The organism is Pseudonocardia charpentierae, from assembly GCF_031845345.1.
GTDB classification, from domain to species: domain Bacteria; phylum Actinomycetota; class Actinomycetes; order Mycobacteriales; family Pseudonocardiaceae; genus Pseudonocardia; species Pseudonocardia charpentierae.
The window spans coordinates 164,701-184,916 of sequence record NZ_JAVREJ010000008.1 but is presented as its reverse complement, the minus strand read 5'-3'; the positions used below and the strand labels follow the sequence as shown (position 1 = coordinate 184,916).

Annotated in this window: 20 protein-coding genes; 12 read left to right on the top strand and 8 right to left on the bottom strand. The window is 73.9% G+C overall.

The window, feature by feature from the left end; genetic code table 11:
• Positions 1-34: 34 nt before the first annotated feature.
• The 4 genes from qcrB to ctaE are packed head-to-tail and all read right to left on the bottom strand — an operon-like array spanning position 35 to position 4,461.
• Positions 35-1,723 carry a cytochrome bc1 complex cytochrome b subunit gene (gene qcrB, locus RM445_RS13990; protein ID WP_311556663.1) on the bottom strand — a complete coding sequence of 563 codons (1,689 nt, stop codon included), beginning with the start codon at positions 1,721-1,723 and terminating at the stop codon, positions 35-37.
• The gene (gene qcrA, locus RM445_RS13985; protein WP_311556662.1) at positions 1,720-2,925 is read right to left on the bottom strand and encodes a cytochrome bc1 complex Rieske iron-sulfur subunit; all 1,206 of its coding nucleotides are present in this window, start codon (positions 2,923-2,925) and stop codon (positions 1,720-1,722) included. Before qcrA ends, qcrB begins: the two co-directional genes overlap by 4 nt.
• On the bottom strand, positions 2,922-3,803 hold the full coding sequence (gene qcrC / locus RM445_RS13980) for a cytochrome bc1 complex diheme cytochrome c subunit (RefSeq protein WP_311556661.1): 882 nt from the start codon (positions 3,801-3,803) through the stop codon (positions 2,922-2,924). Before qcrC ends, qcrA begins: the two co-directional genes overlap by 4 nt.
• Positions 3,804-3,861: 58 nt before the next feature.
• The gene (gene ctaE, locus RM445_RS13975) at positions 3,862-4,461 is read right to left on the bottom strand and encodes an aa3-type cytochrome oxidase subunit III (protein ID WP_311556660.1); all 600 of its coding nucleotides are present in this window, start codon (positions 4,459-4,461) and stop codon (positions 3,862-3,864) included.
• A 104-nt stretch (positions 4,462-4,565) separates the two neighbouring features.
• On the opposite strand from ctaE, the gene RM445_RS13970 reads away from it, so the two are divergent.
• Both RM445_RS13970 and trpD read left to right on the top strand, forming a co-directional pair.
• Positions 4,566-5,006 carry a response regulator transcription factor gene (locus tag RM445_RS13970; protein WP_311556659.1) on the top strand — a complete coding sequence of 147 codons (441 nt, stop codon included), beginning with the start codon at positions 4,566-4,568 and terminating at the stop codon, positions 5,004-5,006.
• A gap of 4 nt (positions 5,007-5,010) precedes the next feature.
• Positions 5,011-6,096: an anthranilate phosphoribosyltransferase gene (trpD, locus tag RM445_RS13965; RefSeq protein WP_311556658.1), complete on the top strand. Its 1,086-nt coding sequence runs from the start codon at positions 5,011-5,013 to the stop codon at positions 6,094-6,096.
• A 42-nt stretch (positions 6,097-6,138) separates the two neighbouring features.
• Here trpD and RM445_RS13960 read toward each other — a convergent pair whose 3' ends face one another.
• Both RM445_RS13960 and RM445_RS13955 read right to left on the bottom strand, forming a co-directional pair.
• Positions 6,139-6,420: an Lrp/AsnC family transcriptional regulator gene (locus tag RM445_RS13960; protein ID WP_311556657.1), complete on the bottom strand. Its 282-nt coding sequence runs from the start codon at positions 6,418-6,420 to the stop codon at positions 6,139-6,141.
• 58 nt (positions 6,421-6,478) lie between these two features.
• Positions 6,479-8,206: a DEDD exonuclease domain-containing protein gene (locus tag RM445_RS13955; RefSeq protein WP_311556656.1), complete on the bottom strand. Its 1,728-nt coding sequence runs from the start codon at positions 8,204-8,206 to the stop codon at positions 6,479-6,481.
• 238 nt (positions 8,207-8,444) lie between these two features.
• Here RM445_RS13955 and RM445_RS13950 point away from each other — a divergent pair, with 238 nt between their 5' ends.
• From RM445_RS13950 to RM445_RS13935, 4 genes are all read left to right on the top strand, one after another.
• Complete coding sequence (locus RM445_RS13950) at positions 8,445-9,824, top strand: NYN domain-containing protein (protein ID WP_311556655.1); 1,380 nt, start codon at positions 8,445-8,447, stop codon at positions 9,822-9,824.
• 105 nt (positions 9,825-9,929) lie between these two features.
• A complete protein-coding gene (locus RM445_RS13945; protein ID WP_311556654.1) occupies positions 9,930-10,223 on the top strand; it encodes a hypothetical protein in 294 nt (97 codons plus the stop codon).
• Positions 10,224-10,462: 239 nt separating this feature from the next.
• Positions 10,463-11,710 (top strand): C40 family peptidase, encoded by a 1,248-nt coding sequence (locus tag RM445_RS13940; protein WP_311556653.1) that lies wholly within the window; start codon positions 10,463-10,465, stop codon positions 11,708-11,710.
• Between the two features lie 126 nt (positions 11,711-11,836).
• Entirely contained in the window at positions 11,837-13,015 is a 1,179-nt protein-coding gene (locus RM445_RS13935) for a glycosyltransferase family 4 protein (protein ID WP_311556652.1), read from the top strand.
• Here RM445_RS13935 and RM445_RS13930 read toward each other — a convergent pair.
• Positions 12,999-14,813, bottom strand: coding sequence for an AMP-dependent synthetase/ligase (locus tag RM445_RS13930; RefSeq protein ID WP_311556651.1), 1,815 nt, complete (start codon positions 14,811-14,813; stop codon positions 12,999-13,001). The two genes, RM445_RS13935 and RM445_RS13930, sit on opposite strands and share 17 nt — an antisense overlap.
• Before the next feature lie 114 nt (positions 14,814-14,927).
• On the opposite strand from RM445_RS13930, the gene RM445_RS13925 reads away from it, so the two are divergent.
• Genes RM445_RS13925 through RM445_RS13905 form a run of 5 tightly spaced genes read left to right on the top strand, consistent with a single transcriptional unit; the run spans position 14,928 to position 18,827 of the window.
• Positions 14,928-15,716, top strand: a complete 789-nt coding sequence (locus RM445_RS13925; protein WP_311556650.1) for a metallophosphoesterase family protein — start codon at positions 14,928-14,930, stop codon at positions 15,714-15,716.
• A 28-nt stretch (positions 15,717-15,744) separates the two neighbouring features.
• Entirely contained in the window at positions 15,745-16,185 is a 441-nt protein-coding gene (locus RM445_RS13920) for an SRPBCC family protein (RefSeq protein WP_311556649.1), read from the top strand.
• A gap of 41 nt (positions 16,186-16,226) precedes the next feature.
• Positions 16,227-17,441: an ArsA family ATPase gene (locus RM445_RS13915; RefSeq protein WP_311556648.1), complete on the top strand. Its 1,215-nt coding sequence runs from the start codon at positions 16,227-16,229 to the stop codon at positions 17,439-17,441.
• A 25-nt stretch (positions 17,442-17,466) separates the two neighbouring features.
• Positions 17,467-17,883: a hypothetical protein gene (locus RM445_RS13910; RefSeq protein ID WP_311556647.1), complete on the top strand. Its 417-nt coding sequence runs from the start codon at positions 17,467-17,469 to the stop codon at positions 17,881-17,883.
• On the top strand, positions 17,877-18,827 hold the full coding sequence (locus RM445_RS13905) for an ROK family glucokinase (RefSeq protein WP_311556646.1): 951 nt from the start codon (positions 17,877-17,879) through the stop codon (positions 18,825-18,827). Before RM445_RS13910 ends, RM445_RS13905 begins: the two co-directional genes overlap by 7 nt.
• Before the next feature lie 40 nt (positions 18,828-18,867).
• Here the strand turns inward: RM445_RS13905 and RM445_RS13900 are convergent, their stop codons facing one another.
• Positions 18,868-19,335: a hypothetical protein gene (locus RM445_RS13900; protein ID WP_311556645.1), complete on the bottom strand. Its 468-nt coding sequence runs from the start codon at positions 19,333-19,335 to the stop codon at positions 18,868-18,870.
• 160 nt (positions 19,336-19,495) lie between these two features.
• Between RM445_RS13900 and RM445_RS13895 the strand changes: the two genes are divergently transcribed.
• The gene (locus RM445_RS13895) at positions 19,496-20,212 is read left to right on the top strand and encodes a lysophospholipid acyltransferase family protein (RefSeq protein ID WP_311556644.1); all 717 of its coding nucleotides are present in this window, start codon (positions 19,496-19,498) and stop codon (positions 20,210-20,212) included.
• Positions 20,213-20,216 lie beyond the last annotated feature (4 nt).

Here is a 20,216-nt window from a genome sequence, read left to right as displayed (position 1 = left end):
GTGATCCGGCGGGGCCCTCGTGCGTGAGTGCGGGTCAGTCTTCCAGGTCGCTCGGCCGTCCGGCCAGCTCGCGGCGGTCCGACCTCTCGCGCTCCTCGGCCTCGCGGTTGCCGTCGCCGTGCGACGCCTCGGCCTCCGACAGCTCCCGACGTGCCCGCTCCAGCGCGGCCGTCTCGGACGCCGGGTCCGGCTTGATGAGCGAACCGGCGACCGGTGCACCCGCCGAACCGAGCTGGTTCATCCGCTTGGGCACCGGGGCGCCCTGGTACTCCAGCGGAATGGCGTGCCCGTGGTGGTCGACGCCGCCGAGCGGCTGGTGGATCTCGATGAACTCGCCGTGCGGCAGGCGCCGGACGATGCCGGTCTCGATGCCGTGCTCGAGCACCGCGCGGTCCGACCGCTGCAGGCCGATGCACCAGCGGTAGGCCACCCAGTAGGCGATCGGCGGGACGATGAGCAGCCCGATCCGGCCCGCCCACGTGGTGGCGTTCAGCGAGATGTCGAAGAAGAACGCGATCCAGTCGTTGATCGCGCTCAGGCACAGCCAGGCGTAGAACGCGATCGCCATGACGCCGAGCGAGGTCCGCACCGGGACGTCGCGCGGGCGCTGCAGCAGGTTGTGCAGGGCGTTGTCGCCCGTCAGCTTCCGCTCGATCATCGGGTAGATCGCCGCGACCGCGAACGGCAGCGGCAGGAACACCGCCGTCGGCCAGAACGCCGCCGGGATCCGGTAGTCGCCGAGGACGATCTCCCAGGCCGGGAACATGCGGGCCATGCCCTCGCTGAACCACATGTAGAAGTCGGGCTGCGATCCCGAGGAGATCTGCGCGGCGTTGTACGGGCCGAGGTTCCAGATCGGGTTGATCTGGAAGATCCCGCCCATCATCGCGATGATGCCGGCGCAGACGGCGAAGAACGCGCCGCCCTTGGCCGCGAAGACCGGGAGGATCCGCACGCCGACGACGTTCTTCTCGGTCCGGCCCGGGCCGGGGTACTGCGTGTGCTTCTGGTACCAGACGAGCCCGACGTGCAGGCCGATCAGCGCGAGCAGGACACCGGGCAGGATCAGCACGTGGATGATGTAGAGCCGCGGGATGATCTCGGTGCCCGGGAACTCGCCGCCGAACAGCGCCCAGTGCGCCCAGGTGCCGATGATCGGCACCGTCAGCGTGATGCCCGACGCGATGCGCAGGCCGACACCGGAGAGCAGGTCGTCGGGAAGCGAGTAGCCGGAGAAGCCCTCGAAGGTCCCGACGAAGATCAGCAGGACGCCGACGACCCAGTTCGCCTCACGCGGCTTGCGGAACGCGCCGGTGAAGAACGTGCGGAACATGTGGGCGAACATCGAGGCGAGGAACAGCAGTGCGGCCCAGTGGTGCACCTGGCGGACGAACAGACCGCCGCGGACCTCCAGGGAGATCTCCAGCGCGCTCTCGTAGGCACGGGACATGTGCACGCCGCGCAGGTTGTCGAACGGCCCGTCGTAGACGACCTCGACCATCGACGGGTCGAAGAACAGCCCCAGGTAGATGCCGGAGATCAGCAGGACGATGAAGCTGTAGAGCGCGACCTCGCCGAGCATGAACGACCAGTGCGTCGGGAAGACCTTGTTGAACTGGCGGCGCAGGCCGGCTGCCGGGTGGTAGCGCTGGTCCAGCTCGTCGAGAGCCTTGCCGACCGGACCGCTGCCTCCTCGGGAGGTCGGCGTGGTGATCGCGCTCATATCTTCCCCATCTCCCAAAAGGCCGGACCGACGGGACCGGCGAAGTCGCCCGTGGCGACGAGGTAACCCTCTTCGTTCACGGTAATGGGAAGTTGCGGCAACGGCCTGGCGGCCGGACCGAAAACCGGCCTGGCGTGCTCTGTGGCGATGAACTGTGACTGATGACACGGGCACAGGATGCGGTTGGTCTGCGACTCGTACAGCGACGCCGGGCAGCCCAGGTGCGTGCAGACCTTCGAGTAGCACACGTAGTCGCCGTAGGTGAAGTTCTCCTGGCCGGGCAGCGGCGAGAACGGGGTGCCCGGGCGGACGCGGATCAGCATGGCGGAGTTGTCCGCCCGGCGGACGCCCTCCAGGAGGGCGTGCTCGTTGCCCCGCTCGGAATTCCGGAACGGAAACACCGTCATCATCGAGCCCGGTTCCTGGTCCTCGGGCCGGACCAGCACGATCTCCTCGGGGTCGCCGGTGTCGTACCGGAGGTAGACGGTCTCACCGTTCTCCGCACGCCAGCCGGTGTGCCAGAGCACGGCGTCGCTCCCGCCCTTCCACGGGTTGCGGACCAGCGGGGCGACCGCGGCGATGCCGAGCCCGAGGCCGAAGACGCCCGTGGCCAGGCCGGCGCTGCCCAGGATCATCTTGCGGCGGGCGAAGCCGGTGTCGTCGCCGGCCTGGACCACCTGCGCGACGACCGTCCGCCGGGCGACCTCGTCCGACGGCCCGTCGTGGCGCTGCTGGATCGAGACCTCGTCCGGGAAGAACTTCTTCACGTACTGGATCACCGCGACGCCCAGCGTGAGGACGGCCAGGCCGAGCAGCCCGCCGACGAGCGGCGTGTAGAGGGCGTAGACCCCGTACCCGGGGTCGCCGGGTGCGTGGTACTCGTGCGGCCAGAACAGGAATGCCGCGATGAACGCCACTCCGCAGATCGCCGAGATCAGGAACCACAGCGTGACGGCCCGCTCCGCGCGCTTCTCCGCACGCGTGCCCGGGATCGGCCAGGGGTTGGCGTTGTGCACGACCTCGACGTCGTCGAGGTTCGCCGCCAGCCGCGCCAGCTGCTCCTGCGACATGGACTCGAGGTCGGCGTCGGAGACCTGCGGCGGGTGCGGCGTCTCGGTCGGGTGCGGCGGCTCGGCGGCATCACCGCGTGCACTGCCGCGGTTTCCGGACCCGTGCGTCCCGTCGGATCGGGTCGTGCTCATGCCTTCGCTCCCAGCCAGATCGCGATCCCGACCATCGCCGACAGCCCGAAGATGAAGGCGACGATGCCTTCAGCCGTCGGGCCGATCCCGCCCGCGTCGTAACCGCCGACGCTGTTGCTCGACCCCGAGACCGACTTGACGTAGGCGATGATGTCTTCCTTCTCCTCCGGCGTGAGCTGCCGGTCGGAGAACTTGGGCATGTTCTGCGGGCCGGTCAGCATCGCCGTGTAGATCTGCGTCTCGCTCGCCGGGTCCAGGTTCGGGGCGTACTTACCCGACGACAGTGCACCGCCGCGACCGGTGAAGTTGTGGCACGACGAGCAGTTGAGGCGGAACAGCTCGCCGCCGCGGGCCGGGTCGTCGCCGCGCAGCGCCTCGCCGCTCGCCTCGGGCCGGGTCGGGCCGCCGCCGTTGGCCTGGATGTAGGCGCCGAGGGCGTCCAGGTTGGCCTGACCCTCCTCGGTGTCCGGGTCGAAGGCCGGCAGCGTCGGCTTCCGCATGGCCTGCGCCTCCTGGCGCGCCAGCGGCATGCGCCCGCTGGAGACCTGGAAGTACACGGCGGCGTCGCCGACGCCGATCAGGCTCGGGCCGCGGGCCTCGACGCCCTGCAGGTTGGAGCCGTGGCAGCTGATGCAGGCGTTGGTGTTGTACAGCTCCTGGCCGCGCTGCAGCAGCGCCGCGTCGGCCGCCTGCGCGTGCGCCTGGTTCACGTCGGCCGTCACGGCCGTGTAGAGCCCTGCGGTGGCCATCAGGCCCAGGCCGATGGCCAGTGCGCCCGCCACGCGGCGGTGCAGCCGGCTGCGGCCGCGGCCCCAGCGGCGCCTCGACGCGCGCGCAGGCTCCTCGGATTCGGGTGTGGGTCCGGGTGTGGTGGTCATCGGCGCGCCTTCCCCGCCCTGGCGGTCGTGGTCAGTTGCTTCATCTGCTTCACCTGCGTCATCGGATGAAGTAGATGACGGCGAAGAGCCCGATCCACACGACGTCGACGAAGTGCCAGTAGTACGACACGACGATCGCGGCGGTGGCCTGGGCGGGGGTGAACTTGCTGAGCTTGGTGCGGATGAGCAGGAAGACGAACGCGATGAGCCCGCCGATGACGTGCAGGCCGTGGAAGCCGGTGGCCAGGTAGAACACCGTGCCGTAGGCGCTGGACGGGATCGTCGTGCCCGCCTCGATCAGGTGGCGGTACTCGTTGGCCTGCCCGAGCACGAAGAACGTGCCCATCGCCAGCGTCACCAGGTACCAGCGACGCAGCCCGAAGACGTCGCCGCGCTCCGCGGAGAACACGCCGAGCTGGCAGGTGAACGACGACGCGACCAGGACGATCGTCACCACCAGGGCGTACGGGACGTCGAGTTCGGTCGGCGGCGGCGGCCACTCCCCGACGTGTTGGGCGCGCACCGTGAAGTAGATGCCGAACAGGCCCGCGAAGAACATCAGCTCGCTCGACAGCCACACGATGGTGCCGATGCTGACGAGGTTGGGGCGGTTCAGCGAGTGGATCCGCGCGCTGATGGTGGGAGCCGCTGTCGTCACGTGGGCATTATGACCCCCATCATCTTCTACAGCCTGTCGGGATGGCTGCGGGTCGATCACGGTTCCCGCGGGGTGGAAGTCGGCCGGGGCTAGCATTCCGCCTCGTGGGTAGCCCCGTTGTGCAGCGGACGTCGACCGTGCTGGTGTTCAGCCACCGCCCGGAGGTCCGCGAGGCCATCATCACCGCCGTGGGCCGTCGCCCCGCGCCCGACGTCGGCCGGGTGCGGTACGTGGAGGCCAGCGGCATCGCCGAGGTCCTCGCCGCGGCCGACGCGGGGGAGATCGACCTCGCGATCCTGGACGGCGAGGCGCAGCCGACCGGCGGGATGGGCGTGTCCCGGCAGCTCAAGAACGAGATCGACGACTGCCCGCCGATCATCGTCACGGTGCGGCGGCGCGACGACCGGTGGCTCGCCACGTGGTCGCAGGCCGACGCGGTGCTGGTGCACCCGTTGGACCCGCTGACCGCCGCCGAGACCGTCGCGGACGTGCTGCGGCGCGCGCAGGCCGACACGGGCGACGCACCCGCGCTCGGGCGGGGCTGACACCGTGGCCGACACGTCCGCGGAGCGTAAGGGGGCGCAGAGCTGGCCGGCCCTGCTCGGCCGGCTGCTCGCGGGCACCGACCTCGGGGCCGACGACACGGCCTGGGTCATGGACCGGGTGCTGTCGGGCGAGTCGACCGCCGCCCAGCTCGCCGGCTTCCTCGTCGCGCTGCGCGCCAAGGGGGAGGCTCCGGACGAGATCGCCGGGCTGGCCACCGCGATGCTGCAGCACGCCCGCCGCGTGACCGTCGCCCGGCCGGCCGTCGACGTCGTCGGGACCGGGGGCGACCAGGCTCGCACCGTCAACATCTCGACGATGGCGGCCGTGGTCGTCGCGGCGGCGGGGGTGCCGGTGGTCAAGCACGGCAACCGGGCCGTGTCGTCGGCCAGCGGTGCCGCGGACGTGCTGGAGGCCCTCGGCGTCGCGATCGACCTGCCGCCCGACGCCGTGGCCGCGTGCGTCGAGGAAGCCGGCATCGGGTTCTGCTTCGCGCCGGTCTTCCACCCGGCGATGCGGCACACCGGCCCGGTGCGCCGCGAGCTCGGCATCCCCACCGCGATGAACGTGCTGGGGCCGCTCACGAACCCGGCGCAGCCGGGTGCCGGGCTGGTCGGCTGCGCCGACGCCCGGCTGGCGCCGGTGCTCGCCGAGGTGTTCGCGGGCCGCGGCGCGTCCGCGCTGGTCGTGCGGGGCGACGACGGGCTCGACGAGCTCACCACCACGACCACCAGCACCGCGTGGGTGGTCGGCGGCGGCGAGGTCCGGCAGGAGGTCGTCGACCCGGCGGCGCTCGGCGTGGACGCGGCGACCCGCGACGACCTGCGCGGCGGTGACGCCACGGTGAACGCCGCGGTGTTCCGGCGCGTCCTGGGCGGCGAGCGCGGGCCGGTGCGCGACGCGGTGCTGCTCAACGCCGCGGGTGCTCTGGTGGCGTTCGACGGCGTGGTGGCGGGGCCGCCCGCCGACCTGCCCGGCGCGTTGTCGAGCGCGATGGTGCGCGCGGCGCAGGCCGTCGACTCCGGAGCGGGGGAGCAGGTGCTGGCCCGCTGGGTGGAGCTGTCGACCCGGTTGCGCGGTTCCGCAGGCTGACCGACCTGGACCCCGCGTGTCCGGCGAGGTCTCCGGGTGAGGTCAGGATTCGAGGCCGACGTCGAACGTCGCCTCGGTGTCGACCCGCGCCCACGAGCGGAAGGCGATGTGGGTGTCGGTGCGGCGCACCCCGTCGACCTTGCTGAGCCGCCCGGCGATCACGTCGGCCAGCTCCTCGTGCCGGGCGACCTTCACCATGGCGATGAGATCGACGTCGCCCGCGCAGGAGTAGACCTCGTCGACGCCGTCGAGATCCGCGATGGCCTGCGCGGCCTCGGGGATCCGGTCGGCGGCGACATGCACCAGGACGATCGCGGTGATCACGACGACTCCTCGGGGGTGGGGTAGCGGCAGGCTAGCGCGTGTCCACGAGCGGGACGGGCTAGTCCACCGCAACCTCCACCGGCCGGGCGCGGCGCGCCCACTCAGCCCAGCTCCCGGCACCGCGCGCGGGCTCCTCCCACGGCTGCGTGGACAGGACGAGCCGGGTGCCACCGGCGGTGAGCCAGCCGTGCAGGAGACGCATCTCCTCGGGCGTCGCACCGCGGAGCGGCCCGGGACCGGGCAGCACGGTGGTGGCGCCGGCGCGCAGGGCGTCGACCACGGGCATCGGCGGCACCCCGCGCCGCGCGACCCCGGCCGCGGCGAGCCGGCCGTGGCGCACCACGGCCAGCTCCCAGCCCCCGCGGCCGTCCGGGCGGGCGCCGACCACCTCGGCGAGCTCGGCGAGCGCCGTGAGCCGCTGTGCCCGCCCCAGCGCCCGTACCAGCCCGGCGAGGCGGTCGCGTCGCCGGGCGGCCGACTCGAACCGTTCGCCCGCCGCGAGGGTGGCGACCTCGTCGGCGAGGGTCTGCAGCGGCTCGTCGACCGCGCCGTGGACGAGGTCCCGCCAGGTCGCCACGGCCGGGGCGTACCCGTCGACGTCCTGGTACCCGGCGCACGGCGCGGCACAGCGGTGCAGCTCGTAGAGCACGCACGGTCCGGCGGCGGCTCCGCGGGCCGGGATGCGCAGCGTGCACGGCCGCAGGGGGACGGCCTCGAGCACGGTGTCGACGGCCTCCTTCGCGTCGGACTGCGAACGGAACGGTCCGAGCGCGCCGTCGCGGGGCGTCGACACCACCGAGAGCCGCGGGAACGCCTCGGCCGTGGCCGCCACCCACCACGACGCGTTCGGGTTGCGGGAGCGGCGGTTGTAGCGGGGACGGTGTGCGGCGATCAGCCGCAGCTCATGCACCCCCGCCTCGAGCGCGTGGGCACACACGATCGTGTCGACCCGCTCGGCCTGGGCGACCATGTCGCGGATCCGCCTGCGGCGCTCGCCCGCGGTGAAGTAGCTGCGCACCCGGCGTTGCAGGTCACCGCTGGTACCCACGTAGAGGACCTCGTCGCGGGCCCCGCGGAACAGGTACACCCCCGGCGCGGACGGCACCGCCCTGGCGAGGTGGCGGTTGCGGCGCTGACGCTCCGTCGGCCGGTGCGGAGTGGCGTCGCGGACCAGCGTCAGCAGCTCCTCAAGGCTCTGGACCCCGAGGTTGCCGATCCGTTCGAGCAGGTGGTGCAGCACCTCGACGGTGGCACGCGCGTCGGCCAGCGCCCGGTGCGTGGGGCGGGTGGCGGTGCCGAACAGCTCGGCGAGCGCGCTCAGCTTCACGCTGGGGGCCTCCTCGCGGGTCAGCACGGCGCGGGCGAGGCGTGCGGTGCACAGCACCGGCGGGCGTGGCCAGGCAACGCCGTGCCGCTCGCACGCGGCACGCAGGAACCCCGCGTCGAAGGGCGCGTTGTGCGCCACCAGCACACCGCCGGCGAGGAACTCCAGCACGGACGGGAGCACCTGGGGCAGCCGCGGCGCCCCGGTGACCAGCGCCGTGGTGATCCCGGTGAGGGCGACCACCTGCGGCGGGATTCCGGTTCCGGGGTCGACGAGCGTCGCGAGCTCGCCGATCCGCTCACCGCCGCGCATCTTGACCGCCCCGACCTCAGTGATCGTGTCGCGCTGGGCGGAGCCGCCGGTGGTCTCGAGGTCGAGCACGACGAAGACGACGTCGCGCAGCGGCGTGCCCAGCTCGTCGAACGACAGTTGGGGAGCAGGTGCGGGCGGGGGAGCGGGCACGGTCGCGGACGCTAGCCGGGAACCCCGACAGTTCCGCGGCCGCGCCGCGCCGCGGCGGGGCCCCCGCCACAACCCTCGCCCCGCCGTCGCACCCTGCACAGCACGTGCGACGGCACCACGGGGTGTGATGCGGTGCCGCTCACGTCGGTCCGTGACGCCCGTGTCACGTGCCCGGATCGACCGGGTGGTCCCACGCCGCCACCACGTACGACGGGCGCGACGCAGCTAACCTGGACCGATGTCCGAGACGTCCGGCGACCGGCACCCGCCCCGCGCGGGCGATCCGGCCCGCCCGGACGCGTCCCCGGCGTCGGCGGACGACGCCGGGCAGGCGCCCGGTCCCTGCTGGAGCAGCCTTCCCGAACCGGTCCGGTCGAGGCTTGCCGAGGCGGCGTCTCTCGCGGTCGGTGCACTGCCCGTCGACGACGTCCCGATCCCGCTCCGCCGCCTCGCCCGGTTCACGCCCGCCAAGCGCTCCCGGCTCGGTCGCAGCGCGCTGCTCACGGAGCTGGAGGCGTCCGCCGCGTTCCGCGCGGCCGTGGTCGCCTGGTGGGACGAGCACCGCCCCGGGGAGCTCACCCCCTCGGCCGACGATCCCCTGGCCGCCGCCGCTGCGTCCCTGCTCGTGGCGGACCCGGGCGCCGCCGAGGCGGTGGCCCTCGCCGCCCGCCGCGGCGAGGCGGGGGAGCTGCGCGCCGAGCGCGACGAGGCCCTGGCCCGGGTCGACAAGCTGACGGGCGAGCTCGAGCGGATGCGGGCCGAGCTCGCCGACGCACGTGCCGCGGCCCGGTCGGCGGGGCAGGAACGCGATGTCGAGTACCAGCAGCTGCGCAGGCGGGTCAGTGAGCAGGGCGCCCGGTTGCGGGCGGCGCTCGACGGCCGGGCGGTGGCGGAGCGGACCGTCGAGGAGCTGCGGGAGAAGGCGGCGGCGGACCTGGTCGCGCTGGCCGCGGAGCGCGACCGGGAGCGCAAGCGGGCGGAGGCCGAGCGGCGCCGGGCGGCCGACGCCGTCGCCGAGGTCGCGGCGGCCCGGCAGGCTGCACGGGAGGCGCGCCAGGCCGACGAAGTCCGCCTCGGGCTCCTGCTCGACACCGTCGGCGGCGCCCTCTCCGGTCTGCGTCGGGAGCTGGCGCTCGGCGGCGGAGGGCCGCGTCCCGGAGATCTGGTGGTGGGCGCCCGGTCGGTGCGCGGCGGGGGGCCCGTCGACTCGGTGCCGGCCCTCGACGCGCTGCTGTCGGTGACGTCGGTGCACCTCGTCGTCGACGGCTACAACGTGACGAAGACGGGCTACCCCGAGCTGCCGCTGGCCGACCAGCGCACGCGGCTCGCGGGCCAGCTCGCGGCGCTCGCCGCGCGGACCGGCGTCGAGATCACGGTCGTCTTCGACGGCGCAGGAGTGGTGGCGGCGCCCACCCGCGGCTCACGCGGGGTGCGCGTGCTCTTCAGCGATGCCGGAGTGCTCGCCGACGACGTCATCCGCGCGCTGGTGGCGGCGGAGCCGCAGGGCCGCCCGGTCGTCGTCGCGACGTCGGACAAGGCGGTGGTCACGTCGGTCTGCGCGCACGGTGCGCACAGCGTGCCGTCCCGCCTGCTGCTGCAGCGGCTGACGCGCAGCTGAACCATCGCGCCGGCGATGCCCAGGAATTGTCGGTGCCTGCCTCTAGCGTCTCGTTCGAACAGTTCGAACAGTTCGAACAGTTCGAACGAGGTGGAGGTCGGGTAGATGGTGATCGACTGTGACCGGTGCGAGGTCCGCGGGCTCGCGTGCGGCGACTGCGTGGTCGGGGTGCTGCTGGGTATGCCCGGTGTACCCCCTGCGGTGGCGGACGACCCCGCGACGGAGACTGCCGGTCGACCGCCCGGCGCGTCGGCGATGCATCTCGACGCACCGGAACAGCGGGCGTTGGCCGTCCTCGCCGACCAGGGGCTCATCCCGCGATTGCGGTTGGTGTCCGGTCCGCTGCAGCGGGTGACGAAAAACGATCACGATGGTGAGAAAGCCCGTGACGTGGGGTGAGATCACGCCGTTTTGTTCCGATTCGTCCCCTGTTTGTTCACTCGGCCGGGTCGATCCGGCCCGTCCGTCCCGAAGGGGGTCCACCCGTCGAGGGCCGCTGGCGCCCATCCGTAATCTCCGCGAGACCTCGCCAAGGGCAGTCGTCCGGCACGGTCGGTGCCCACCGAAGTCACGTGCGTCACCCGCTCGGCCGCACGGCCTCCCGGGTGGAGCCATACGGAGGAAGGAGTCGCGTCAGCGTGGTGTCGCCCCGGCCCTCCCGGTCGTCCCGACCGCTCGCGGTGCGCTTCAGCCGGCCCCTGCCGTCCCGCTCCTCCGCGCTCTCCACCGCGGTGTTCGCCGTCGTCTTCACGGTGACCTGTTCCGTGCTGGGTGCGGGCCCCGCCGCCGCCCAGCCCGCGATCCCGGTGCCGCGTCCCGATGCGGCCGCGGTCCCGGTGCCGCCGGTGCCGCCGGTGCCGCTCCCGGCGATACCGCCACCGGCCGGTCCTGCCCCCGCGAACCCCGCCCCGGCCGCACCCGCAGCGGGTGACGCCGCCGCGCCGACGGCCGCGCCGGCTCCGACGGACGCCGCCGGCGCCGCCACCCAGTTGCAGCAGGTGCAGCACGAGGCCGAGGCGCTCACCGAGCAGTGGCACGCGGCCCAGGACGACGTGACCGCACGGAAGTCCGAGGTGGCCGCCCTGCGCGCCGCGATCGACCCGGCCCGGGCCGAAGCCGATGCCGCCCGTGGCCAGGAGGAGCAGTACCGCCAGCAGGTCGACACCGTCGCGCTCTCCACGTTCGAGAGCGGCCGGCTCGACTCGTTCAACGCGCTGCTGGCCAGCCGGACGCCGCAGGACTACCTGGACCAGATGTCGGCCCTCGAGATGATCGCGTCGGACCACGCGTTGGCGTTGGACAAGCTGACCAGCGTGGTTGACCGCACCCGGCACGCCCAGGACGACGCCGACGCGGCCGCGGCCCGTGCCCAGACGGCAGCGGACGAGGCCGCCCGGGCCGAGCAGGAGCTCGCCTCCCGCAAGCGCGACGCCGACCGCCGCATCGACGAGGCAGAGGCCCTGCTGCGCCGGCTCACGCCCCGGGCGCTGTCGGACTACCTCGGCCCGGACGTGGCGGCTCCGGCGCTGCCGTCCGGCACCGGTGCAGGCGTCCGCGCCCTGCGCGCGGCGGCGGGGCAGCTCGGCAAGGCCTACCGGTGGGGTGCGGAGGGGCCGCGCAACTTCGACTGCTCCGGCCTGACGTCGTTCTCCTTCCGTCAGGTCGGCATCACGCTCCCGCGGTCCAGCTCACAACAGGCGCGGGTGGGACGCCCGGTGTCCTTCGCGGACCTGCAGCCCGGCGACCTCGTCTTCTTCCACAATCCCGTGAGCCACGTGGGGATTTACGCCGGCGGCGGGAAGATGCTCCACGCCCCGCAGACCGGCGACGTGGTGCGCTACGGGCCCGTCAACCGGAGAACGTTCAGCGGCGCCCGGCGCCTGTAGCCGGCCCACAACAGCTTCGTCCGCTCCCCTTTGGCGGGCGGCGGCCGCGTCCGTCGGCCGGCCGCCGCCCGGCATCCCGGGGCCCGGGCAGCACCCCGGTGATCACCGCCGGTAGCGTCGAAACCCGTGGCGCGCACCCTGCTGGTGACCAACGACTTCCCGCCGCGCGCCGGCGGGATCCAGAACTACTTGCAGGCGCTGGTCGACCGGCTGCCGCCGGGCGAGGTCGCCGTCTACGCCCCGGCCTGGCCCGGGGCGGCGGAGTTCGACGCGGCCGCGCCGTACCCCGTCCACCGGCACCCCACCTCGCTGATGCTGCCGGTGCCGGGCGTCGCGGGGCGGGCCGCGCAGCTCGCTCGCGCACACGGGGCCTCGACCGTGTGGTTCGGTGCCGCTGCGCCGCTCGCGCTGCTCGGGCCGTACCTGCGGCGCCACGCCGGGATCCGGCGCGTGGTGGCGAGCACGCACGGGCACGAGGTCGGCTGGTCCATGGTGCCGGTCGCCCGGCAGGCGCTCCGGCGGATCGGTCGCGACGCCGACGTCGTCACCGTCGTCTCGCGCTACACCCGCGGCCGGTTCGCCGCCGCCTTCGGTCCCGACTCCGCGCTCGAACCGTTGCCCCCGGGGGTCGACGCCGACGCGTTCCGCCCGGACCCGCAGGCACGGGCGGCACTGCGGCGCCGCTACGGACTCGGCGACGCACCGGTGGTGACGTGCGTGTCGCGGCTGGTCGCCCGCAAGGGGCAGGACCAGCTCCTCCGGGTGCTGCCACAGCTGCGGGCCCGGGTGCCGGGGACGCGGCTCCTGCTGGTCGGCGACGGGCCGGACGCCCGACGGCTGCGCGGGCTGGCCGACGCGCACGGCGTGTCGGAGCACGTGGTGTTCACCGGCTCGCTGCCGGCGGGCGAGCTGCCCGCGCACCACGCCGTGGGCGACGTGTTCTCGCTGCCGTGCCGCACCCGCGGGGGCGGGCTGGACGTCGAGGGTCTGGGGATCGTCCTGCTGGAGGCGTCGGCCGCGGGCGTGCCGGTGGTCGCGGGCGACTCGGGCGGCGCCCCGGAGACCGTCCGCGAGGGGATCACCGGGCACGTCGTCGGGGGCCGGGACACCGCCGCGCTCGCGGACGCCCTCGCCGGCCTGCTGGCCGACCCGGACCGGGCGCGCCGGATGGGCGCCGCGGGCCGGGAGTGGATGGTGCGCGACTGGGCGTTCCCGGCCCTGGTGCAGCGTCTGCGGGGTCTGCTCGGCGGCGGGCCGGCGTGCCCGGCTCCGCCCGTCCGCGAGCCCGTCAGGCCGGCTGGTTGACCCCGGAGTAGAGCGCGGCGACGTCGTCGGCGTACCGGCTCGTCACCACCGAACGCCGCACCTTCAACGTGGGCGTCAGCTCGCCGCCCTCCTCGGTGAAGTCGCCGGGCAGGATGCGGAACTTCCGGATCTGCTCGGCACGTGACACGGCCCGGTTCGCCTCCTCGACCGCGGCGGCGATCTCGCCGCGCAGCTCGGGGTCGTCGACGAGGTCCGCCGCCGACCCGTCGCCCTCGGGCTTGCCGTGCCGGCGCCGCCACCGGGGCAGCGCCTCGGCGTCGACGGTCACCAGCGCGGCGATGAAGGGCTGCCCGTCGCCGACGACGAGGACCTGCCCGACGAGCGGATGCGCCCGCAGGCGGTCTTCCAGCACGGCGGGCGCGACGTTCTTGCCCCCGGCCGTGACGATGAGCTCCTTCTTCCGCCCGGTGATGCGCAGGAACCCCGCCTCGTCGAGCTCGCCGACGTCACCGGTGTGGAACCAACCATCGGTCACCGCCTCGGCGGTGGCGTCCGGGTTGCCGTGGTAGCCGCGGAACACGACCGGACCGCGGACGAGGATCTCCCCGTCGTCCGCGATGCGGATCGTCTGCCCGGGGATGGGCCGGCCGACCGTGCCGATCCGCTGCGCGGACATGGTGTTCACCGAGATCGCGGCCGTCGTCTCGGTGAGGCCGTAGCCCTCGAGCACCGGCACGCCGACCCCGCGGAAGAAGTGCCCGAGGTGTTCGGTCAGTGGCGCGCTGCCCGACACGGCCGCCCGCACGTGCCCGCCGAGCGCGGCCCGCAGGCGCCGGTAGATCAGCGCGTCGAACAGCGCCCGTCGCAGGCGCAGCCCGGCACCGGGACCGCCCGTGTCGCAAGCCCTGCTCCACGCCACCGCCGTGGCCGCCGCGGCGTCGAAGATCTTTCCCTTGCCCCCGTCGACGGCCTTGCGCCGCGCGCCGTGGAAGACCTTCTCGAACACCCTGGGGACCGCGAGCAGCACCGTCGGCTGGAAGGTCCCGAGGTCGTCAAGGAGGTGCTTCGCGTCGGGGGAGTGGCCGAGCACGGTCCGGCTGTCGAGGACCGCGCACTGCACGACCTTGCCGAAGACGTGTGCCAGCGGCAGGAACAGCAGGAGCGAGCCGTGGCCGTCGAGCACCTCGGGCAGGACCGTGATCACCGTGCGCACCTCGGCGAGGAGGTTGGCGTGGGTGAGCTCGCAGCCCTTCGGGCGCCCGGTGGTGCCGGAGGTGTAGATGAGCGTGGCCAGGTCGTCGCCCCTGGCGGCGGTCCGGCGCTCGTGGACCGCAGCCGCCGGTACCGACGCGCCGCGCGTGGTGAGCGCCTCCACCGCGCCCGGCCAGTCGGCGTCGGCCACGATCCGCCAGACGTGCGCGGGGGCGTCTTCGGTACCGGTCACTGTCGCGGCGTGCCGGTGGTCCTCCACCACCACGGCCTTCGCCCCGGAGTCGGAGAGGATCCAGGCCACCTGCTCCGCGGACGAGGTCTCGTAGATCGGGACGGTCACCGCGCCCGCGGCGACGATCGCGTAGTCGAACAGCGTCCACTCGTAGCGGGTGCGGGAGAGCAGGGCGATCCGGTCGCCCGGCTCGATCCCCGACGCGACGAGCCCGCGGGCGACGTCGACGATCTGCGCGGTGAACGCGGCGTAGGTGACGTCGACCCACGCGTCGTCGACGCGACGGCGCAGCGCCACGGCGTCGGGTTGCTCGTCGGCCAGCGCGAACACCGTGGTCGACAGGGTGTCGACGTCGTCGACGCGCACGCTCGCGGGGACGCTGAACTCGCGCACGCCCGACCTCCTCCGCCGACCCTGGCCTCTTGCGCGCAACCTACCGCCTGCCGCCCCGCCGCGGGCACGGACCGAATCGGATGACCAGGTGGGACCGACCTAGCATGGACGATCATGCGGGTGCACGTCGTCTCGGACGTCCACGGCAACGTCGAGGCGCTGCGCCGGGCGGGCGACGGCGCCGATGCTCTCTTCGTGCTGGGCGACCTGGTCGACTTCGTCGACTACCACGACCCGGCCGCCGGCATCCTCGGCCGCGTGCTGGGGCCCGAGGTCAGCGCGCGCTTCGGTCGGTTGCGGGCCACGGGCGCTCCCGGCGAGCTGGCCGCCTACGCCACGGCCAGGTGGGCGTCGCTCCCCGACGCCGCGGCCGTGGTCGAGGAGGCGGTCCGCGAGCAGTACACGGACATGTTCGCGGCGATGCCGGCACCGACCTGGGCGATCCCGGGCAACGTCGACGTGGCGGCACTCTGGCCCGAGTTCGCCCGCCCCGGCCTGTGCCTGCCTGACGGGCAGGTCGTCGACGTGGGCGGACTGCAGGTCGGCTTCGTCGGGGGTGCTCCGCTGCCGGCCGGTCGCGCGCCGCGCCGCGGCGGCCCGTGGCACCCGCACGTCCTGCGGATGGAGGAGTACACGGCGGTCGTCGCGGCGCTGGGCCCGGTCGACCTGCTGTGCAGCCACGTCCCGCCCGCCGTGCCCGAGCTGGGCTACGACGTGGTCGCCCGGCGCCCGGAGGCGAGCTCTGCGGCGCTGCTGGATCTCGTGCACCGCGACCGACCCCGAGCCGCGCTCTTCGGGCACGTCCACCAGCCGCTGGCGGCCCGCGTGCGGGTCGGGCGCACCGAATGCGTCAACGTCGGGTACTTCCGGCGCACCGGCCGCCCCTACGTGCTGCATTGCTAGTCACGGCACATGGGTAGCCTCCCCGTCCATGGCCGACGCCACGACCTCCTCGATCACCATCGGTGCCGACCCGGAGCGCGTGATGGCCGTGATCGCCGACTTCGCCGCCTACCCGGAGTGGGCCGACCAGGTCAAGACCGTCGAGATCCTCGACACCGACACGGCGGGCCGGCCCGAGCGCGTCCGGTTCCAGATGGACGCCGGCCCCATCAAGGACTCCTACACGCTCGACTACACGTGGGCCCCCGACGGCCGGTCGGTCAGCTGGTCGTTGGTCAAGGGGCAGATCCAGAAGGCGCAGAACGGGTCGTACGTGCTCGTCGGCAGTGACGGGCGGACGACCGTCACCTACTCGCTCGCCGTCGACCTGAACATCCCCATGATCGGGATGCTGCGTCGGAAGGCCGAGAAGGTGATCATCGACACCGCGCTCAAGGGCCTCAAGCGGCGCGTGGAGGGCGCCGCCTGACCGCACCACCACGGAATCCGCGCGGCGTTTACCCTCGTGCGATGCGGATGGTGCTGTTCACGGGCAAGGGTGGGGTCGGGAAGACCACCCTCGCCGCGGCGACGGCCGCCCATCTCGCGCGGTCCGGCCGCAAGACGTTGACCGTCTCCACGGACCCGGCCCACTCGCTGGGCGACGCACTGGAGGCCGAGCTCGGCGGCGAGCCGACGGAGGTCGACGGGGTCGGTGGCCTGTTCGCCGCACACGTCGACGCCCGGGCCCTCCTCGAGGGTGCGTGGGGTCGGCTGCGCGACCACCTCGCCACGGTGCTGGCCGGGGCGGGCGTCGACGAGCTGGTCGCGGACGAGCTGACGGTCCTGCCCGGTGTCGAGGAGCTGCTCGCACTGGCCGCGGTGCAGCGCGCAGCGCAGGCCGGCCCCTGGGACGTCGTCGTGGTCGACTGCGGCCCGACGGCCGAGACCCTGCGGCTGCTGGCCCTGCCCGAGGCCGTGGGCGGATACCTCGAACGGCTGTTCCCCGCGCACCGCCGGGCCCTGCGTGGCCTGATGACACGCGACCGGTCCGACGCACGGCGCTGGGACCGCACGGTGGAGGCGCTCGACGGCCTGGCGGGCGAGCTCGCCGACCTGCACGCGCTGCTGGCGTCGCCGCAGACCGGAATCCGGCTCGTGCTCACCCCCGAGCGGGTGGTCGCCGCCGAGACGCGCCGGACGCTCACGGCGCTGGCGTTGCTCGGCCTGCACGTCGACGGCCTCGTCGCGAACCGGATGGTGCCGGTGCCGCCCCCGGACGCGCCGGGGGAGGCGGCCCGCTGGCTGCGTGAGCGCGGGGGCGAGCAGGCGGCGGTGCTCGCGGACCTGGAACGGCTCGGAACGCCGCTGGGCACGGTCGAGTACACCGCGGCCGAGCCGACGGGCGTCGAGGCGCTGCTCGTGCTGGCGGCTCAGCTGTGGGGCGACGACGACCCGGCCGTTGAGCAGCCGCCGGCGACACCGCTGCTGGCGGTTCGGCGCACATCCGGCAGTGGCCGCTCGCTCGACTCGGAGTTCGAACTCGCGCTGCACCTGCCCGGTGCGACGTCGGCGCCGCTCGACCTGGCCCGGATCGGCGACGAGCTGGCGGTGACGGTGGCGGGCCTGCGGCGGCTGGTGGCCCTTCCCGCGGTGCTGCGGCGGTGCACGGTGATCCGGGCCCGGCTGGACGGCGACGATCTCCGGGTGGCGTTCCGCCCGGACCCGGCGCTGTGGCTCCGGTGACCGGGGCGGCGGTGGCGGGGCGGCGATGAGTACCGGGCACCTGGGGGAGCCGACGCGCGGGGTCGCGCGGGAGGCCGTGGTGGAGGAGCTGCGCGCGTTGGGATTGCTGGCACTGGACCGCTTGGACCCCCTCGTGGGCCGCCTGAACGAGTCGGTGTCGACCGAGCGGGACGATCGCCGCGAGCCGCACACGGAGCACCGCTGCACGGCGTGCCCGGTCTGTGCGGCCCTCGCTGACGTGCGCGCCGATCACCCCGACGCCGTGGCTCAGGTGGCGCGACACGCCGTAGGGCTGCTCGCCGCATTGCGCGTCGTCCTCGCCCAGGAGGGCAACGGAGGCACTGCGCAGGCCGCGCCACGACCCGCGCGGGAGCCGGACCGGGTCGTGCAGCGGATCCCGGTCGAGCGCATGTCGTCCGGCGACGGGGTGTCGTCGTGCTGACGGTCGGGGTGGACGTGGGTGGCACGCGCGTGCGGGCCGGGGTCGTCGATGCCGAGGGCGCGATCATCGACACCGCCCGCGCCTCCACACCGCGCAGTGAGGAGGCGCTCGAGGCCGCTGTCGCCGCGGTCGTCTCGGAGCTGGCACAGCGCCACGCCGTGGGCGCGGTCGGGCTGGCGCTGGCCGGGTTCGTCACGCCGGACCGCCGTGGCGTCCGGTTCGCCCCGCACCTGGCGTGGCGCGACGCGCCGGTCGCCGACCGGATCGCGGACCGGATCGGGCTGCCGGTCGTGGTCGAGCACGACGTGAACGCCGCGGCGCTCGCGGAGCGGCGGTTCGGCGCCGCCGCCGGCGCGGCGACGGTGGTGTTCATCGCTCTCGGCACCGGGATCGGCGCAGCCCTCCTGCTCGACGGCGAGCTCTACCGGGGCGCCTTCGGGGTCGCACCCGAGCTGGGCCACATCAGGGTGGTGCCCGACGGCCGCCCGTGCCCGTGCGGGAAGGACGGCTGCTGGGAGCGCTACTGCAGCGGCACCGCTCTGGCGACCACCGCCGTGGAGCTGCTCGCTCGCGACCGGCTGCACTCGCCGGTCCTCGGCCGGATCATCGCGGCGGACCCCGGCCGGCTCACTGGCCAGCGCGTGGCCGCGGCGGCCCGCGAGGGCGACCCCGTCGCCTGCGCGGCGATGGCGGATCTGGCGCAGTGGCTGGGGGAGGGCCTGGCGCTCGTCGCCGACGTCTTCGACCCCGAGCTGATCGTGATCGGCGGTGGGGTGTCGGAGTCGGCACCGCTGTTCCTGGACGAGGCCCGCGAGCACTACGCGGCGCGTCTGACCGGCCGCGGCAACCGGCCGCTCGCCCGGGTGCGCGTCGCCCAGCTCGGCGAGGCCGCGGCGGTCGTGGGCGCGGCCGAGCTGGCCCGGGAGCACGCGCTGGCGCTGTGACCAGGCGCAGGGGGCCTCGCCCGTCGCCGGGCCTACGCGGTCAGAGCTGTGCCCCGTCGTCGTCCTCGTCGCGCTCGTCCGGCGGCGCCGGCCACAGCCGCAGCACCAGCCAGCCGAGCCCGGAGGCGAGCGCGAGCAGGCCGAGCGGCAGCCCGTAGACGTTCGAGATGCCGACGACGCCCGGCGCGATGACGAGCGTGAGGCCGAGCACGAGCAGGGTGATCCCCACCGCCGCCGGCGGCCCGATCCGGGGGAGCGGGGGTGGCTCGGGTGGGACGAAGTGCTCGAACCGCTCCGACTCGGGCTCGTGCGGCCGGTGTACCGGGGCGACGGGGGTGGCATCGACGGGAGGGACGGCGAACGGCGGAGTGCGCGGCGGTTCGGTGGACGGCCGGTCGTCGCCCGGCCAGGCCGGCACGGCGCCTTCCCGGCGCCACCCCGCGACGATCGCCTCGAACTCGTCCGCGGCGGGGTCGGGCCCGCTGGGCTCGTCGGGTTCGCGGTTCACCCGGCCTCCCCGCCACTCGTCCCGCCCGGTACGTCATCTTGACACGTGGTTCCCGGCCGCAGGAGACGCCGGTGGGCTGTTACCGATCCGAGTGGCCCGTTGTGACTGCGGGAACAACGTATCTAGGCTGTTCCGGTCGATGTGAGGAGTCCCTGTTCCGGTGCTGTACTGGTGGTCGAAGTATGTGCTGCTCGGCCCGCTGATGCGCCTGTTGGCCCGGCCGACGATCGAGGGGCTCGAGCACATCCCGGCGCGCGGAGGCGCGATCCTGGCAGGCAACCATCTGGCTGTCGCCGACTCGTTCCTCGTCCCCCTGCTCGTGCGCCGCCGGATCACCTATCTGGCCAAGCGGGAGTACTTCATCCAGCCCGGCTTCATCGGCTGGATCAAGAAGGTGTTCTTCACCGGCGTGGGGCAGGTTCCGGTGGACCGGGCGGTCGGGTCGGAGGCACAGGCCGCGCTCGACACGGCCATCCGGCTGCTCCGCGAGGGCAAGCTGCTCGGCATCTACCCCGAGGGCACCCGGTCGCCCGACGGGCGGCTCTACAAGGGCAAGACCGGTGTGGCGCGGATGGCCCTGGAGGCCGGTGTGCCGGTGATCCCGGTCGCGGCGATCGGCACGAACAAGCTCAACCCCATCGGCTCACGGATGTGGCGCCCGCACCACGTGCACATCCGCATCGGCGAGCCGCTCGACTTCTCCCGCTACGCGGGCATGGCCGGCGACCGCTTCATCGAGCGCTCGATGACGGACGAGATCATGTACACCCTGATGGAGCTGTCGGGGCAGACCTACGTCGACGTCTACGCGGCGTCGGTGAAGGAGCGCGCAGCGGCGCGCGAGGCGTCGCGGCTCCCCGACTCGCAGGCGGGATAGCGGA